The 16,687-nt window shown below is 72.5% G+C and carries 14 protein-coding genes; 5 read left to right on the top strand and 9 right to left on the bottom strand.

Annotation, left to right across the window (positions count from 1 at the left end; translation table 11 throughout):
• Positions 1–33 precede the first annotated feature (33 nt).
• Together ETU37_RS10515 and ETU37_RS10510 are read left to right on the top strand one after the other, a co-directional pair.
• The gene (locus tag ETU37_RS10515; protein ID WP_129987254.1) at positions 34–1,395 is read left to right on the top strand and encodes an MFS transporter; all 1,362 of its coding nucleotides are present in this window, start codon (positions 34–36) and stop codon (positions 1,393–1,395) included.
• Positions 1,392–3,023 carry an arylsulfatase gene (locus tag ETU37_RS10510; RefSeq protein ID WP_129987253.1) on the top strand — a complete coding sequence of 544 codons (1,632 nt, stop codon included), beginning with the start codon at positions 1,392–1,394 and terminating at the stop codon, positions 3,021–3,023. The genes ETU37_RS10515 and ETU37_RS10510 overlap by 4 nt, the downstream gene beginning before the upstream one ends.
• 24 nt (positions 3,024–3,047) lie before the next feature.
• Here the strand turns inward: ETU37_RS10510 and ETU37_RS10505 are convergent, their stop codons facing one another.
• From ETU37_RS10505 to dapB, 4 genes are all read right to left on the bottom strand, one after another.
• Complete coding sequence (locus ETU37_RS10505; protein ID WP_165372482.1) at positions 3,048–4,157, bottom strand: serine hydrolase domain-containing protein; 1,110 nt, start codon at positions 4,155–4,157, stop codon at positions 3,048–3,050.
• A gap of 140 nt (positions 4,158–4,297) precedes the next feature.
• Entirely contained in the window at positions 4,298–4,747 is a 450-nt protein-coding gene (locus ETU37_RS10500) for a VOC family protein (protein WP_206053853.1), read from the bottom strand.
• 263 nt (positions 4,748–5,010) lie between these two features.
• Entirely contained in the window at positions 5,011–5,469 is a 459-nt protein-coding gene (locus tag ETU37_RS10495) for a hypothetical protein (protein WP_240755665.1), read from the bottom strand.
• Positions 5,469–6,221 carry a 4-hydroxy-tetrahydrodipicolinate reductase gene (dapB, locus tag ETU37_RS10490; RefSeq protein ID WP_129987348.1) on the bottom strand — a complete coding sequence of 251 codons (753 nt, stop codon included), beginning with the start codon at positions 6,219–6,221 and terminating at the stop codon, positions 5,469–5,471. The genes ETU37_RS10495 and dapB overlap by 1 nt, the downstream gene beginning before the upstream one ends.
• Before the next feature lie 163 nt (positions 6,222–6,384).
• Between dapB and ETU37_RS10485 the strand changes: the two genes are divergently transcribed.
• Complete coding sequence (locus ETU37_RS10485; RefSeq protein ID WP_129987251.1) at positions 6,385–6,993, top strand: transposase; 609 nt, start codon at positions 6,385–6,387, stop codon at positions 6,991–6,993.
• Positions 6,990–7,562 carry a hypothetical protein gene (locus ETU37_RS10480; RefSeq protein WP_240755664.1) on the top strand — a complete coding sequence of 191 codons (573 nt, stop codon included), beginning with the start codon at positions 6,990–6,992 and terminating at the stop codon, positions 7,560–7,562. Before ETU37_RS10485 ends, ETU37_RS10480 begins: the two co-directional genes overlap by 4 nt.
• 37 nt (positions 7,563–7,599) lie before the next feature.
• Here the strand turns inward: ETU37_RS10480 and ETU37_RS10475 are convergent, their stop codons facing one another.
• From ETU37_RS10475 to rpsO, 4 genes are all read right to left on the bottom strand, one after another.
• Positions 7,600–8,073: an allene oxide cyclase barrel-like domain-containing protein gene (locus ETU37_RS10475; RefSeq protein WP_129987250.1), complete on the bottom strand. Its 474-nt coding sequence runs from the start codon at positions 8,071–8,073 to the stop codon at positions 7,600–7,602.
• A gap of 148 nt (positions 8,074–8,221) precedes the next feature.
• Positions 8,222–9,547 carry a M16 family metallopeptidase gene (locus ETU37_RS10470; protein WP_129987249.1) on the bottom strand — a complete coding sequence of 442 codons (1,326 nt, stop codon included), beginning with the start codon at positions 9,545–9,547 and terminating at the stop codon, positions 8,222–8,224.
• Between the two features lie 3 nt (positions 9,548–9,550).
• Positions 9,551–11,794 (bottom strand): polyribonucleotide nucleotidyltransferase, encoded by a 2,244-nt coding sequence (locus ETU37_RS10465; RefSeq protein ID WP_129987248.1) that lies wholly within the window; start codon positions 11,792–11,794, stop codon positions 9,551–9,553.
• A gap of 296 nt (positions 11,795–12,090) precedes the next feature.
• Positions 12,091–12,366 (bottom strand): 30S ribosomal protein S15, encoded by a 276-nt coding sequence (rpsO, locus tag ETU37_RS10460; RefSeq protein ID WP_240755663.1) that lies wholly within the window; start codon positions 12,364–12,366, stop codon positions 12,091–12,093.
• A gap of 473 nt (positions 12,367–12,839) precedes the next feature.
• On the opposite strand from rpsO, the gene ETU37_RS10455 reads away from it, so the two are divergent.
• Positions 12,840–14,936, top strand: a complete 2,097-nt coding sequence (locus ETU37_RS10455) for a molybdopterin-dependent oxidoreductase (protein ID WP_129987246.1) — start codon at positions 12,840–12,842, stop codon at positions 14,934–14,936.
• A 34-nt stretch (positions 14,937–14,970) separates the two neighbouring features.
• Here ETU37_RS10455 and ptsP read toward each other — a convergent pair whose 3' ends face one another.
• Complete coding sequence (gene ptsP, locus ETU37_RS10450; protein WP_129987245.1) at positions 14,971–16,647, bottom strand: phosphoenolpyruvate--protein phosphotransferase; 1,677 nt, start codon at positions 16,645–16,647, stop codon at positions 14,971–14,973.
• Positions 16,648–16,687: the final 40 nt, after the last annotated feature.

Genomic DNA, 16,687 nt, shown 5'->3' with positions numbered 1-16,687 from the left:
CCATTAGCGGGACGATAGCAGAGTGGAGTGCACATGCGCAGGAAAGTCGTGATCGACAGTGGCGAGGTCTCGGACGCCTCGATCCGGCAGGTCGCCTCGGCGAGCCTGATCGGGTCGGTGGTCGAGTGGTACGACTTCTTCCTCTACGGCACCATGGCCGCCCTGGTCTTCAACGCGGAGTTCTTCCCCTCGGTCGACCCGGTGACCGGCACCATCGCGGCGTTCGCGACGTTCGCCGCCGGCTTCGTCCTCCGCCCCCTCGGCGGGGTGATCTTCGGTCACCTCGGCGACCGGCTCGGCCGCAAGCCGATGCTGGTCGTGACGATGATGATCATGGGCCTCGCGACCTTCGCGATGGGGCTGCTGCCGACCTACGACGCGATCGGCGTCGCCGCACCGGTGCTGCTGGTCGCGCTCCGCATGCTCCAGGGCATCGGCCTCGGCGGCGAGTGGGGCGGCGCGGTGCTGCTGTGCGTCGAGCACGCCCCGCAGAAGCACCGGGGCTGGTACTCCTCCTGGCCGCAGCTCGGCGTGCCGATCGGCCTGCTGCTCTCCACCGGCTCGGTCAAGGCGCTCGGCCTGCTCGGCGAGGAGGCGCTCGTCGAGTACGCCTGGCGGATCCCGTTCCTGGCCAGCATCGTGCTCGTCGCGATCGGCCTGTTCATCCGGCTCAAGATCGACGAGCCGCCGGCGTTCCGCGAGCTGGTGCAGGACGACGCCCGCGTGCGGATGCCGCTGCTCGAGGTGGTCCGCCGCCACCCCAAGGTCACCCTGCTGGCGATGGGCGCCCGGATCAGCGAGAGCGTCACGTTCAACGTCTACAACGCCTTCCTGGTCACCTACGTCGTCACCGTGCTCGGGCTGCCGAACACCCTCGCCCTCAACGCCCTGCTCGTCGCCGCTGTGGTCGGCTTCGGCGTGATCCTGTTCTCCGCCTCGGTGTCGGACCGGATCGGCCGCCGCCCGGTGTTCGCCGCCGGCGCCGCGCTCGCGTTCGTCTCGGCGTTCCCGATCTTCGCCGGCATCAACACCGGTTCCCAGCTCTGGATCACCGTCGCCGTCGTCGTCGGCTGGGGCGTCGCCGCCTGCACGATGTTCGGCCCCGAGGGTGTGCTCTTCGCCGAGCTGTACCCGACCCGGGTCCGCTACAGCGGCATGTCGACCGTCTACCAGCTCGGCGTGCTGCCTTCCGGCGCGGTCGCCCCGCTGATCTGCACCTCGCTCGTCGCGTGGGCCGGCTCGTCGTGGCCGGCCGCCGTCTACGTCATGGCGATGGCGGCGATCACGCTCGTCTCGCTCGCCTTCCTGCCCGAGACGTACCGCCGCGCGCTGCACGGCCAGGACCACGCGGGCGAGGCCGCCATCGACGACTCCCTGACGGAGGTCTCTGCATGAGCAGCCCCCGGAGCGAGCGCCGGGACGCCCGACCCGATGTCGTGGTGATCCTCGCGGACGACATGGGCTACTCCGACATCGGCTGCTTCGGCGGTGAGATCGAGACGCCGCACATCGACCGGATCGGGCGGGAGGGCGTGCGGCTCACGCAGTTCTACAACACGGCGCGGTGCAGCCCGTCGCGCGCGTCGTTGATGACCGGCCTGCACCCGCACCAGGTGGGCGTCGGGATCCTCAACTTCGACGACAGCCCCGACGGGTACCCCGGCGACCTCGCCGAGGAGTCCGTGACGATCGCCGAGGCGCTCAAGGGCGCCGGCTACGCGACGTACCTGTCCGGCAAGTGGCACCTGTCCAGCGACATGGACAACCCCAACGCGAGCTGGCCGACGCGGCGCGGGTTCGACCGCTTCTTCGGCACGCTCGAGGGCGCCGGCAGCTTCTACCAGCCGCGCACGCTGACCCGGCAGGAGACGAACGTCGAGGAGGAGGGCGAGCAGCCGGGCTGGTTCTACACCGACGCCACCAGCGAGCACGCGGTCCAGTTCATCGAGGAGCACGACCGCGACCGGCACGACGACCCGTTCTTCCTCTACCTCGGGTACACCGCGCCGCACTGGCCGCTGCACGCGCACGAGGAGGACATCGCCCGCTACGACGGTCGCTTCGACGCCGGCTGGGACCGGCTGCGCGAGGAGCGGCTGGAACGGCTCGTCAAGGAGGGCCTCTTCGAGGGCGACACCGAGCTGGCCACCCGCGACCCGCGCGTGCCCGCGTGGGACGGCGTCCCCGACAAGGACTGGGAGGCGCGCCGGATGGAGGTGTACGCCGCCCAGGTCGACCGGATGGACCAGGGCGTCGGCCAGGTCCTCGCGACGCTGGAGCGGCTCGGTCGGCTCGACAACACCCTGGTGGTGTTCCTCTCCGACAACGGCGGCTGCGCCGAGGAGATGCCGCCGGACTCCGTCAAGGACTTCGTCACCGCGTTCGTGCCGTTGAAGGAGCAGACCCGCGAGGGCGAGACGGTCGTCCCCGGCAACGTGCCCGGGCTGATGCCGGGCAGCGAGGCGACCTACCAGAGCTACGGACGCTCGTGGGCGCACCTGTCCAACACCCCGTTCCGGGAGTACAAGCACTGGGTGCACGAGGGCGGCATCGCCACTCCCCTGCTGGTGCGCTGGCCCGATGGCATCGACTCCTCCGTGCGGCCCGTGCTCGACCGGCCGTTCCAGCTCGTCGACGTGCTGCCGACCGTGCTCGACGCGGCCGGGGCGCCGTACCCGGCCACGCGGGGTGAGGTCGCCGTGCCGCCTGCCGAGGGCCGGTCGATGCTCGAGGCGCTGCGCGGCGAGGAGGTCCCCGACAAGGACCTCTTCTGGGAGCACGAGGGCAACTCCGCGGTCCGCTCCGGCCGGTGGAAGCTGGTGCGCAAGCACGGCCAGGACTGGGAGCTGTTCGACATCGCGGCCGACCGCACCGAGCAGCACGACCTGGCCGCCGAGCAGCCGGAGATCGTGCAGGTGCTGGCGCAGCGGTACGACGCCTGGGCGGAGCGCTGCGGCGTGATCCCCCGCCAGGTGGTGCTCGACCTGTACGCGCGGCGCGGCAAGGGGCTGCCGCCGGAGTAGCCGGGCCGGTCGTGCTCGGCGCGCTCAACCGCAGAGCGCGGCCTCGCGGACGACGTCGATCGTCCCCCCGGCCAGGCGGCCGTCCCCGTTGACGAGCACCACGACGGAGCGGCCGCGCTCGGGCATCGACCACGCCTCGGTGGCCAGGCCGGGGAGCCGGCCGCTGTGCCCGAGCGCCGTCCCGCAGTCGGTCTCGACGGCGGCGAGGCCGAGCCCATAGCCGTTCCAGCCGGCCACGTCGTCGTCGCGGATGTCGGTCATCTCCGCGAGCCGCTCGTCGTCGAGGAGCTCGCCGGAGAACAGCGCGCGGTAGAACGTCGCCAGGTCGTCGGCCGTGCTCGTCACGCCCCCGGCCGCGCCCGCCCAGTAGACGTCGAGCCAGGTCAGGTCCTCCAGGCCGTCGTACACGCGCACCAGGCGTGGGCCCGGGTGGCCCTCCGTGGCGAGCCGGGTGTCGCGCAGGCCGAGGGGCTCGAACAGCCGCTCCCGCATCACCGCGCCGATGTCCTGGCCGGTGACCGCCTCGACGACCATGCCGAGCAGGACGAAGTTGATGTTGCGGTAGACGAACAGCTCGCCAGGCTCTGCCTCCAGGGGAGCCTGGGCCACCAGCCGGACGTACTCCTGGTCCGTGACCCCGTGCCGGACGCGGTGCCCGCGGACGTACCTGCTGTCGTCGGCCTCCGGCAACCCGGACACGTGCCCCAGCAGGTCGCGCAGGGTGATCCGGTCGCCCGCGTCGAGGACGCCGGGCAGCCAGGTCTCCACGGTGTCGTCGAGCCCGAGCTTCCCCTCCTCGACCAGCTGCAGCACGATCGTCGCCGTCATCGACTTGGTGATGCTCGCGATCCGGAACCGGTCGTCGGGACGCATCGGCGTGCCGGCCCCCAGGTCGGAGACGCCGAACGCGAGCGTGGCCGTCTCGTCGTGGTCGGCGAGCGCCACGGTCAGCCCCGGCACTATGCCGGCGTCCGCGTTGGCCTTGGCCGCCTCGGTGATCGCGTCGACCCGGTCCTCGAACGTGTCGCCCGCGGCCGCCGCCGACGCCGCCGGGCTCGGCGCGGAGTCGGACACGTCCTCGGTGGGCGAGGCCCCGCCGTCGCACCCCGCCAGGCAGGTCGCGGCGGCGAGCACGCCTGCGACGGCTGCTCGCCGCCGACGCACGTGTCAGCGGCTCCCCACATCGCGCGCCTCCCCCCGTCACGTCAGTGGACGCGGGTGCGACCACGTCCATGGTGGTGGTCGATGTCCGGGCTGCCCATCACCCGATCGGGTCAGGTCGCGCCGATGTCGACGCGGCCGTCGACGACGGTCCAGTAGGGGTTGTGCGCGATCTCCCACAGGTGCCCGTCGGGGTCGGCGAAGTAGCCGGAGTAGCCGCCCCAGTCGGTGCGTGCGGCCGGCTTGACGATGGTGCCGCCGACCTCTTGCACGCGGGCGAATGCCAGGTCGACGGCCGCCTCGGACGCGAGGTTGAGCGCCAGGGTGACGCCGCGGTAGGTGGGCAGCTCGTCGGCCGGGACCGGCTCGGTCGCGGCGTCCTCGGCCAGGGCGTCGTAGCCGTAGAGACCGACCCACGACCCGGACGTCCGGAACCAGGTGATCCCCTCGGCCTGGTCGCCGCGCTGCTCCCAGCCGAGGTCGCGGTAGAAGCGCGCGGACCGGTCGAGGTCGGCGACCCCGAGCGTGACGATGGTGAAGTTGGCGGGCACGTCGCTGGGCATGACCGCATCCTGCCGTGCGGCGCCGACATCCGGACCGATCGGGAGCACCGGGACACAGACGAGGGGCCGTCACAGCGCGGGTGACGGCCCCTCTTCCCCTGGGTGGGAACTGGGAGCCCGCCTGGGAGGACCGGGCTCACCATCCAGGGTGACGGGCGGCCGAGGCGCACGGAACCACCAGCCGAGTGCACGTTCATGCGTTGCACAAGCCTGCAAGATGGGACGGGTGTCCACATGCTGAACCCGGCCGTCCCGGGGGGTGGTCAGAGCGCGGCGTGCCGGTGCAGCTCGATGGCGTGCCGGGCGGCCGCCCGGGCGCGGCTGCGGTCGCCGGCGGCGTCGTAGGCGAGCGAGAGCCGGTACCAGGCCTGCCAGCGGTCGGGGTCGGCCTCGGTCTCCTCGCGCACCTTGGCGAAGTGCTCGTCGGCGGCGCTGCGGTCGATCCGCCCGGACGGGCGGCGCGGGAGGTCGTCCAGACCGGCGTCGAGACCACCCTCGTCGTCGAGCTCCTCGGCCAGGCGCGCGCACTGCCGGCCGAACCACAGCTCCCGGGCGACGAGCGCGAGCCCGAGCAGCGGCGCGACCAGGACGGCCAGTCCGAGGAGCACGCCGACCGCGCCGCCGGACTGGACCATCGCGGCGCCCTTGAGCATCGTGAGGACGGCGTAGAACACCACGAGCACGACCATCAGCGCGATCGTCGCCTTCAGCATCGGGCGCATCAGGACAGACCCAGGTAGCTCTCGAGCCCGACGGTGAGGCCGGGGTGCGCGGCGACCTGGCGGAGGCCGAGCAGCACGCCGGGGGTGAACGACACCCGGTCGAGCGAGTCGTGCCGGATGGTGAGGGTCTCCCCCGGCCCGCCCAGGATGACCTCCTGGTGGGCGACCAGGCCGCGCACGCGCAGCCCGTGCACCCGGATCCCGTCGACGTCCGCACCCCGGGCGCCGTCGAGCGAGGTGGACGTCGCGTCCGGCACCGGACCCGACCCGGCCTCGGCACGCGCGGCCGCGATCAGCCGGGCCGTGCGGGTCGCCGTACCCGAGGGGGCGTCGGCCTTGTCCGGGTGGTGCAGCTCGACGACCTCGACGGACTCGAAGTACGGCGCCGCCTCCGCGGCGAACCGCATCATCAGGATCGCGCCGACGGAGAAGTTGGGGGCGACCAGCACGCCCGTCGCGGGGCTCGCGTCGAGCCAGCCGCGCAGGGTGTCGAGCCGGGCGTCGTCGAAGCCGGTGGTGCCGACGACGGCGTGGATGCCGTGCTCGACGCAGTGGCGCAGGTTGTCCATGACGACGTCGGGGTGGGTGAAGTCGACGACCGCCTGGACGCCGCGCTCGGTGAGCGCGCCCAGGTCGTCACTGTCGTCGCCGGTGTCGACCTGGGCGACGAGCTCGAGGTCCTCGGCCGCCTCGACCGCCCGGCACACCTCCGCGCCGACCTTGCCCCGGGCGCCCAGGACGCCGACCCGCATGCTCGCTGCCACGCGTCCAGGGTAGGGCGCGGGCCCTCCGGTCGGTCCGGCGGCCTTCGCCCTGGACATTCGACTCAGACCTTATAGCCATTGAATGAAGGCTGTGGTCTAATGGCAACGGAGATCAGCCCTGCGCCTGATGGCGGAGAGGGAGGTGGGGACCATGGCCGCGACACCTCGCGTCACCGTGCTCACCCTCGACCAGCGGCGCAGCCGTGCCGGCGACGACGCGGTCCCCGGCCTGCTCGCCGACCTGGCCGACCTCGGGGACCGGCTGCTGCGCCCGTTCCAGCGCACGGCCGGCGACGAGGCCCAGGCGGTGACGGACGACCGGGACACGGCCGTCGAGGTGGTCGCCCGGGCGCTGCGGTCCGGACGCTGGAACCTCGGCATCGGGGTCGGGGCGGTGCGCACCCCCCTGCCCGCCGAGACCCGGGCCGGGTCGGGCGACGCCTTCGTCGCGGCCCGGGAGGCGGTCACGCGGGCGAAGAGCGACCTGCACCGGCTGGCCGTCGTCGCCCGCCCCGAGCGGCCCGAGGCGGTCGAGCTCGAGACCGTCCTGGGTCTGTGGGCCGCCGTCGTCGAGCGTCGTACCGAACGCGGCTGGGAGGTGCACGACCTGCTGGCGTCCGGGCTGTCGTACGGCGAGGCCGGCGAACGACTCGGGATCAGCCAGTCGGCCGTCTCCCAGCGCGCGCGGGCCGCCGGGCTCGTCGACGAGCGACGCGCCCGGGTGCTCGCGTCGGTGCTGTGGGGCAGGCTGCTCTCATGACGACCCTCCTCGTGCTGTCCGGCCTGGCCGCCGCGCTCGCGGCGTCGGGCTGCGCCGCGGCCTGGCTGCTGCCGGCCGGGCCCGGGCGCGACGCCGGCGTCGTCGCGCTGCTCGTGGGCACGGCGGTGCTCTGCCTCGTGGCGGCGGTCCCCGGCCCGGTCGCGTCCGAGGGGGACGACCTGGCCTGGCTGCTGCCCGTGGTGCTGGCGCCGGTGGGCGTGCTGGGCGGCGGGCCGGTCACGGCGCTGGTGCTGCGGCTGGCCGACCGCGAGGAGCCGGGCTCGTCGGGCCCTGGCCAGTTCGAGCAGGCGGCCGCGGTGCTGCGGGGCGGCGCCTGGATCGGCGTGTTCGAGCGCGCCGGCATCGTCGCGTCGCTGCTGGGCGGTTGGCCCGAGGGCATCGCGGTCGTGCTGGGACTCAAGGGCCTGGGCCGCTACTCCGAGCTCAAGGGCGGCGACCAGCCCGGCGGGGCGGGCGGCGGGGTGGCCGAGCGCTTCATCATCGGCACGTTCAGCAGCGTGCTGTGGGCGGCCGCCTCGGCCGGCGCGCTCGTCGGGCTCGTCGGCTGACGAGCCCGCGACGCCCGACCTCACCGAGCCGCGGTCGTCACGGCAGCAGCGTGATGAGGTACCGCGACGCCCGCCCGGTGCCCTCGTCGAGTGTCATCGTCCCCGACGCGCCGGCGTAGTCCCCGGTGCCCCCGGTGACCGCGAGCTCCGGCAGGGCGGTGGCGCCCTCCCGGAACAGCACCTTGCCGTGCACGGTCAGGTCGCCCCGGCCGAACAGCGTCAGGGTCCCCCAGCACAGCAGGCGGAACGCCGACGGCCGCGCAGTGATGATCGTGCACGTGACCGCGTCGCGTCCGACCCGCTCACCGCCGTGGAAGAGCTTCTCGGTGAACGTGAAGGTGTCTCCGAGGCTCTCGTTCTTCTTGCCGATGTCGTTGTACTGCTCGTGGACCGTGATCGCCTTCAGCCGGAACTCGCTCGCCCCGAGATCACCCATCGCGCTCGGTGATCCGACCACGAAGCTGCTGATCGCGACGATGCCGGTCCCGAGGACCGCTGCTGGTCTCCTCATGCTGCCCCCGCCCTTCGTGACGTGACCGCACGGCGGTCGCCGGTCAGTTCCGAGACTGCAGGGCTCCGAGCGTCTCTGTACATGGCACGAAGGCGTCATCCGCCACACGGGTCGCGCCGGGGCCGCCGGCGCCGATCGCGCCCCGGCTTCAGGCCGGCAGCGCGTCGAACGGCCCGACCACGGCCAGCGTCTGGTCCTGGCCGAACAGGTTGCGCGCCAGCGTCGCCACGTCGTCGAGCGTGACGTCGTCGACCCGGCGGATCACCTCGTCGAGGCTGGGCAGCTCGTCGTAGAGCAGCTCGGCCTTGGCGATCCGGGCCATCCGCGACGCGGAGTCCTCCAGCCCGAGCACGAGGCCGCCGCGCAGCTGGCCCTTGCCGCGCTCGAGCTCCTCGGCGCTGATGCCGTCGGCGGCGAGGCTGCCGAGCTCGCCGCGGACGACCGCGAGCACCTCGGTCACCTTCGACGGCAGGCAGCCGACCGCGACGGCGAACGCGCCGGCGTCGGCGTAGTGGGCGGCGTAGGAGTACACGGAGTAGGCCAGCCCGCGGTGCTCGCGGACCTCCTGGAAGAGCCGTGACGAGGTGCCGCCACCGAGTGCGGCGTTGAGCACGCCGAGCGCGTAGCGGCGGTCGTCGGTGCGGACCAGGCCGTTGACGCCGAGCACGAGGTTGACCTGCTCGAACGGCCGGCTGACCACGACCTCGCCGGTCGTGCTGCGCCGGGCGCGCTCGCCGCGGCGTACCGGGACGGGCTTCACACTGGTGTCGGCCAGGAAGTTGGCGCGCGAGAACGCCTTGCGGACCAGGCGTACGACGGTGGCGTGGTCGACGTTGCCGGCGACCGCGACGACGGTGTTCTCCGGCACGTAGCGGGAGCGGTAGTAGCGCGCGATCTGCGCCCGCGACAACGCCTTGATCGACTCGACCGTGCCCGCGATCGGGCGGCCGAGCGGAGAGGAGCCCCACGCCTTCTCGGCGTAGAGGTTGTTCACGACGTCGTCGGGGTCGTCGTCGTGCATGGCGATCTCGTCGAGGATCACCTCGCGCTCGGCCTCGACGTCGTCACTCGCGAGCGTCGACGAGGTGACCATGTCGCCGAGCACGTCGACCGCGAGCGGCAGGTCCTGGTCGAGGACGCGCGCGTGGAAGCAGGTGTACTCCTTCGCGGTAAACGCGTTGAACTCGCCGCCGACCTCGTCGAGGGCGACGGAGATGTCGAGCGCGGACCGCGAGGGCGTGCCCTTGAACAGCAGGTGCTCGAGGAAGTGCGACGCTCCGGACAGGGTCGGGGACTCGTCGCGGGACCCGACGCCGACCCACACGCCGATGGCGGCGGACCGGACGCCGGGCATCGCCTCGGTCACGACCCGCAGCCCTCCCGGGAGGACGGTACGGCGTACCAGTCCCCCGTCCTGCTCGGACAGGAGGGTGCGGGTCGTGCCGGGCTTCTGCTGGGCTGCCGAGACGGCCAAGACCTACTCGGCGGACTCGGCGGTGTCGGCGGACTCGGTCGACTCGTCGCCGGCCGTGTCGTCGTCCTCGACGACCGGGATCAGCGAGAGCTTGCCGCGGTCGTCGATCTCGGCGATCTGGACCTGGACCTTCTGGCCCACGGAGACGACGTCCTCGACGGCCTCGACGCGCTTGCCGCCGGCCAGGGAGCGCAGCTTGCTGATGTGCAGCAGGCCGTCCTTGCCCGGGAGCAGCGAGACGAAGGCACCGAAGTTCGTCGTCTTGACGACCGTGCCGAGGTAGCGCTCGCCGACCTCCGGCATCGTCGGGTTCGCGATGCCGTTGATGATCGAGCGGGCGGCCTCGGCCGACTCGCCGTTGGTCGCGCCGACGTAGATCGTGCCGTCGTCCTCGATGGTGATCTGCGCGCCGGTGTCGTCCTGGATCTGGTTGATCACCTTGCCCTTGGGGCCGATGACCTCGCCGATCTTGTCGACCGGGACCTTCATGGTGATGATCCGCGGGGCGTGCACGGACATCTCGCCCGGAACGTCGATGGCCTCGTTCATGACCTCGAGGATCGAGTGGCGGGCGTCGCGCGCCTGGGTCAGCGCGGCGGCCAGCACGTCGGCGGGGATCCCGTCGAGCTTGGTGTCGAGCTGGAGGGCGGTCACGAAGTCCTTGGTGCCGGCGACCTTGAAGTCCATGTCACCGAACGCGTCCTCGGCGCCGAGGATGTCGGTCAGCGCGACGTACTCGGTCTTGCCGTCGACCTCGTCGGAGATGAGGCCCATCGCGATGCCCGCGACGGCCGCGCGCAGCGGCACGCCGGCCTGCAGCAGCGACAGCGTCGAGGCGCAGACCGAGCCCATCGAGGTGGAGCCGTTGGAGCCCATGGCCTCGGAGAGCTGGCGGATCGCGTAGGGGAACTCCTCGCGGGTGGGCAGCACGGGGAGCAGCGCGCGGCGCGCGAGCGCCCCGTGGCCGACCTCGCGACGCTTGGGCGAGCCCACGCGGCCGGTCTCACCCGTGGAGAACGGCGGGAAGACGTACTTGTGCATGTAGCGACGCGTCTTCTCCGGGGAGAGCGTGTCGAGCTTCTGCTCCAGGGTCAGCATGTTCAGCGTGGTGACACCCAGGATCTGGGTCTCGCCGCGCTCGAACAGCGCCGAGCCGTGCACCCGCGGGATCACGCCGACCTCGGCGTACAGGTCGCGGATGTCGGTGAGGCCACGGCCGTCGATGCGGACCTTGTCGCGCAGCACCCGCTCGCGGACGAGCTTCTTGGTCAGCGAGCGGAACGCCGCGCCGAGCTCCTTCTCGCGACCCTCGAAGTCGGCACCGAGGCGCTCGAGGACGGCGTCCTTGACCTCGTCCATCCTGGCCTCGCGCTCCTGCTTGCCCGCGATGGTGAGCGCGGGGGCCAGGTCGGCGGCGGCAGCGGCCTCGACGGCGGCGTAGGCGTCGTCCTCGTAGTCGAGGAAGATCGGGAAGTCCTGCACCGGCTTCGCGGCCTGCTTGGCCAGCTCGGCCTGCGCCTCGCAGAGCTGCTTGATGAACGGCTTGGCGGCCTCGAGACCGGTCGCGACGACCTCCTCGGTCGGCGCCTTCTTGCCGGCGCGGACCAGGTCCCAGGTCTGCTCGGTGGCCTCGGCCTCGACCATCATGATCGCGACGTCGCCGGTCTCGGTGACGCGGCCCGCGACGACCATGTCGAACACGGCCTCCTCGAGCTGGCTGTGGTTCGGGAACGCGACCCAGTCACCGTCGATGAGCGCCACGCGGGTGCCGCCGACCGGGCCGGAGAACGGCAGGCCGGAGAGCTGGGTGGACAGCGACGCGGCGTTGATCGCCAGCACGTCGTACGGGTGGTCGGGGTCGAGCGCCATCACCGTGATGACGACCTGGACCTCGTTGCGCAGGCCCTTCTTGAACGTCGGGCGCAGCGGGCGGTCGATCAGGCGGCAGGTGAGAATGGCGTCCTCGCCCGGGCGGCCCTCGCTGCGGAAGAACGAGCCAGGGATCTGGCCCGCGGCGTACATCCGCTCCTCGACGTCGATCGTCAGGGGGAAGAAGTCGAAGTGGTCCTTCGGGTGCTTGCCGGCAGTGGTGGCCGACAGCAGCATCGTCTCGTCGTCGAGGTAGGCCGTCACCGAACCGGCGGCCTGCCGGGCCAGCAGCCCGGTCTCGAACTTCACGGTGCGCTGACCGTGCTTACCGTTGTCGAGAACCGTCTCGACGGCGTAGATCTCGGGTCCCTCAGTCATGGGTGTCCCTTCTTCTCTCGCGGAGCGATCACGCGAGGGGCGCCTCAAGCTGGGTGCCGGTCTTCGATCGAGGCCCGCAGAGCGCGTCTCGGGTGGTCGAGCCTGTCGAGACCAGAGGTGTTCTGAGGGCCACTACCGAGGACCGGGGCCAGGCGCCCGTGGTCGCTCCTGATGGTGGTGTGTGTTCAGTTGTGTGCGGCCGTCGTACGGCGCCAGGGAGACCCTAGCCACCAGCGGCCGGATGTGGCAGGAGCGGCACCCCTGGACGGGATGCCGCTCCCGTCAGCAGGTGCAGCTCAACGGCGCAGGCCGAGACGCTCGACGATCGAGCGGTAGCGGTTGATGTCTTCCTTCTGCATGTAGTTGAGAAGGCGACGGCGCTGGCCCACGAGCAGGAGCAGGCCACGACGGCTGTGGTGGTCGTGCTTGTGCTCCTTGAGGTGCTCGGTGAGGTGAGCGATCCGGTGGCTGAGCAGCGCGACCTGGACCTCGGGCGAGCCGGTGTCGCCGTCCTTGGTTGCGTACTCGGCGATGATCTTCTTCTTGGTCTCCGCGTCGGTACCAGTAGCCACGCGCAGCTCCCTTCGGTTCTCTCGTTGCGCGGCGCGCCGGGGCCTGTTCACCCGGGCACTCTCTGTCCGCGGCCGTTCTGACGGCATGGATCGCCCCGGAACCCTCCGGGGCAACCGCACAAGGCTATCTCAGGGGCCGCGCGAACCCTAAATCGAGCGAGCGGCCGACCCGGCTCGAACATCCCGCGCTGGACCGCCGACCCGGCTCGAACCTCCCGCCGGGAGACGTCGAGTCGGCGCGTCTTGCCCCCGCGGACCGGCCGAGTCGGCGCGTCTTGCCCCCGCAGACCGGCCGAGTCGGCGCGTCCTGCCCCTCGTTGCCCGGGCCGCCGGCCGCCGTACCGCGGCACTTCCCCAGGCGTGTGGACGCTTCCCCAGCGTCATGCGCCTTGTGAAGCGTCCACAACCCCGCGTTACAGCTGCCGACGGCGCCCGCGTCCCGGGCGGGGCGTCCCGGTGGCAGACTGCCTCGGGTGGAACGTGTTCTCGGCGTGTGCAACCTGTGCGAGGCGATCTGCGGGCTGGTCGTGACGCTCGACGACGGCCGGGTGACCGACGTCCGCGGCAACCCGGACGACCCGCTGTCGCGGGGGCACGTGTGCCCGAAGGCGATCGCGCTGCAGGACGTGCACGCCGACCCCGACCGGCTCCGGCGCCCGGTGCGGCGGGTGGGTGACACGTGGCAGGAGGTCTCCTGGGACGAGGCGCTCGACCTGGTCGCCGACAACCTGGCCCGGGCGCAGCGCGAGCACGGCCGCGACGCGCTGGCGATCTACCTCGGCAACCCCAACGTGCACAGCATCGGCTCGATGACGCACGGGACCGCGATGGTGAAGTCGCTGCGGACCCGCAACAAGTTCAGCGCCACGTCGGTGGACCAGCTGCCGCACCAGCTCCTCGCCTACCTCCTCTACGGGCACCAGCTGCTGCTGCCCATCCCCGACATCGACCGCACGCAGTACTTCCTGGTCCTCGGCGGCAACCCGATGGCGTCTAACGGCAGCCTGATGACCGTGCCCGACTTCCCCGGCCGGCTGCGTGAGCTCAAGGCGCGCGGCGGCCGGATGGTCGTGCTCGACCCGCGCCGCACCGAGACGGCCAAGGCCGCCGACGAGCACCACTTCGTGCGGCCCGGCTCCGACGCGTTCGTGCTCCTCGCGCTGGTGCACGTGATCCTCGACGAGGGCCTCGAGAGGATTCCCTCGTACGTCGACGGGGTGAGCGCCGTGCGCGACGCGGTCGCGGCGTTCACGCCCGAGCGCGCCGAGGCCGCGAGCGGTGTGCCCGCCGACGTCGTACGGCGGATCGCGCGGGACGTCGCGACGGCGGAGTCGGCGGCGGTCTACGGGCGGATCGGCGTGTCCGTGCAGGAGTTCGGGCTCGTCGCGCAGTGGGCGGTTCAGGTGCTGAACGCGATCACCGGCAACCTCGACCGGCCCGGCGGCGTGATGTTCACCCGTCCCGCGGTCGACGTGGTGCGCCGCGGCTTCGTCGGGCGCGGCCACCACGACGTGTGGCGCAGCCGGGTGCGCGGGCTGCCGGAGTTCGCCGGCGAGCTGCCGGTCGCGACGATGGCCGACGAGATGCTCACGCCCGGCGACGGGCAGGTGAAGGCCCTGCTGCTGCTCTCGGGCAACCCGGTCTCCTCGACGCCGGACGGCGCGCGGCTCGACCGGGCGATCGCCGGGCTCGACTTCGTGGCGGCCGTGGACTTCTACGTCAACGAGACCACCCGGCACGCCGACGTGATCCTGCCGCCGACGGGCGCGCTGGAGCGCGACCACTACGACCTGGTGTTCCACGCGCTGGCGGTGCGCGACACGGCGCGGTTCACGCCGGCGGTGCTGCCGAAGCCCGACGGCGCGATGCACGACTGGGAGATCTACCGCGAGATCGCGCTGCGCACCGCGCGCCTGGTCGGGCGGAAGCGGCCGCTCCGCGCGCGGCTCGTGCAGGAGGCCCGGCTGCGGCTGTCCCCCACCCGCGTCGTCGACCTGCTGCTGCGCACCGACGAGCGCCGGCTGTCGGTTCGGAGGCTGCGCGCCTCCGGAGCCGGCCTCGACCTGGGGCCGCTCCGGCCGCAGCTCCCGGGACGCCTGCAGACACCCGGTCACCGGATCGACCTGGCGCAGCCGCTCGTGCTCGACGACCTCGCCCGACTGGACGCCGTACCCCCGCCGGAGGAGGACGGCCTGGTGCTCATCGGGCGCCGCCACCAGCGCGACTGCAACTCGTGGATGCACAACAGCGAGCGGCTCACCAAGGGTCGGCCCCGGCACCAGCTCCTGATGCACCCCGACGACCTCGCCACCCGCGGCATCGACGACGGCGCCGAGGTGACGGTCACCAGCCGGGTCGGCAGCGTGCGGGTCGAGGTCGCCGCCAGCGACACGATGATGCGCGGCGTGGTGAGCCTCCCGCACGGCTACGGCCACGCGCGCGAAGGTGTGCGGATGCGCAACGCCACCGGCGTGCCCGGCGTGTCGATCAACGACCTGACCGATCCCGAGCGGCTCGACGTCTCCGGCAACGCGGTCCTCAACGGCACCCCCGTCACCGTCACCGCCTGATCCGGGCAGCCAGCGAGCGCGCGGGAGGGTCTGGTCAGCGGCTGAGCGCCTCGCGCACCGCCGCGCGGGCGGCGGCTGGGTCGCGCGCGGCGAGGGCGGCCTCGGCGGCGTGCTCGCAGGTGTCCATCGAGACCTGGCCGAGCTGCGCGCCGACCGGCTTCACGGCGGCGACCGCCATCGACAGCGACGTGATGCCCATGCCGACGAGCGCGGTGGCGAGCAGCGGGTCGGCCGCGGCCTCGCCGCAGACGCCGACCGGCTTGCCGGCCTGCTTGCCCGCCTCGGCGGTGATCGCGACGAGCGCGAGGACGGCCGGCTGCCAGGGGTCGGTGAGGTGCGCGAGGTCGCTGGCCATCCGGTCGGCGGCCATCGTGTACTGGGTGAGGTCGTTGGTGCCGATCGACAGGAAGTCGACCTCCTCGAGGAACCGGTGCGCGAGCAGGGCCGTGCTCGGCACCTCGACCATCACGCCGGCCTTGAGCCCGCGGTCGCGGACCTGCTCGGCGAAGGTGCGGGCCTCGTCGACCGTCGCGACCATCGGCGCCATCACCCACGGCTGGGTGCCGGTGTTCTTCGCGGCCAGCGCGATGGCGTCGAGCTGCCGCTCGAGCAGGCCAGGGTTGCCGAAGGACAGGCGCAGGCCGCGTACGCCGAGCGCAGGGTTCTCCTCGCCCTCGAGGGTCGCGAACGCCACCGGCTTGTCCGAGCCCGCGTCGAGCGTGCGGATGACGACGTACCGGTCGGTGCCGAAGGCGGTGAGCACCGCGCCGTACAGATCGGCCTGCTCCTCGACGGACGGCTCGTCCTTGCGGTTGAGGAAGCACAGCTCGGTGCGGAACAGGCCGCTGCCCTCGACCGGCCCCTCGGCGGCCTTGGCCGCGGAGGCGCCGTCGGCGACGTTGGCGAGCACCTTGACCGGGGTGCCGTCGGCGGTGCGGGCCGGTCCGGTCCAGGCCTCGATGACGGCACGGCTCTCGCGGGCCTCGACGACCCGACGCTCGGCGTCGGCCTCGTCGGGGCCGACCTCGATGTCGCCGGTGGTGCCGTCGACGAGGACCTTGGCGCCGCTCGTCAGGGCCATCACGCCGTGCGCGGCGACGATGCAGGGGATGCCGAGCTGGCGGGCGATGATCGCGGTGTGGCTGGTCGGGCCGCCGCGCTCGGTGACCAGCGCCAGCACCTGGTCCGCGTCGAGCAGTGCGGTGTCGGCGGGCGCGAGGTCCTCGGCCACGAGCACGCTGGGTACGTCGGGGGTGGGCACGCCGGGCTCGGGAGCGCCGACGATCTCGGCGGTGAGCCGCTTCTCCAGGTCGCGCAGGTCGGTGACCCGCTCGGCCATCAGCCCGCCCATCGACGAGAAGAGCTCGGCGAACTGGTCGACGCTGCCACGCAGGGCGCCCAGCAGCTTGTCGCCGCCGTCGACGCGGCCGGACACGGCACCACGCAGGCCCTTGTCGCGGGCGAGCCCGGCGGTCGCGGTGAGCACCTCGGCGGCCGAGCCGTGCGCGGCCGAGGCTCGGTCCGCGAGCCGGCCCGACACCTTCTCGACGGCGGCGTCGTAGGCCGTCATGGCCTCCTCGGCCGACGGCGACGTCGCCTCGAACGCCGCGACCTGGTCGGCCGGGATGTCGGTGCGGGCGAGCAGCACGGGTCCGTACGCGACGCCCGGGACGACGGGTGTGCCGGTCAGCGGGGATGTGAACTGCGTCATGGCCAAAGTAAACATGCGGCGCGCTTGACAGTCAACACAT

Origin of the sequence: Nocardioides iriomotensis (genome assembly GCF_004168035.1) — a bacterium.
Classification (GTDB): domain Bacteria; phylum Actinomycetota; class Actinomycetes; order Propionibacteriales; family Nocardioidaceae; genus Nocardioides_B; species Nocardioides_B iriomotensis.
Note: the sequence above shows the minus strand (reverse complement) of the source record. Positions and strands in the feature narration are given on the sequence as shown.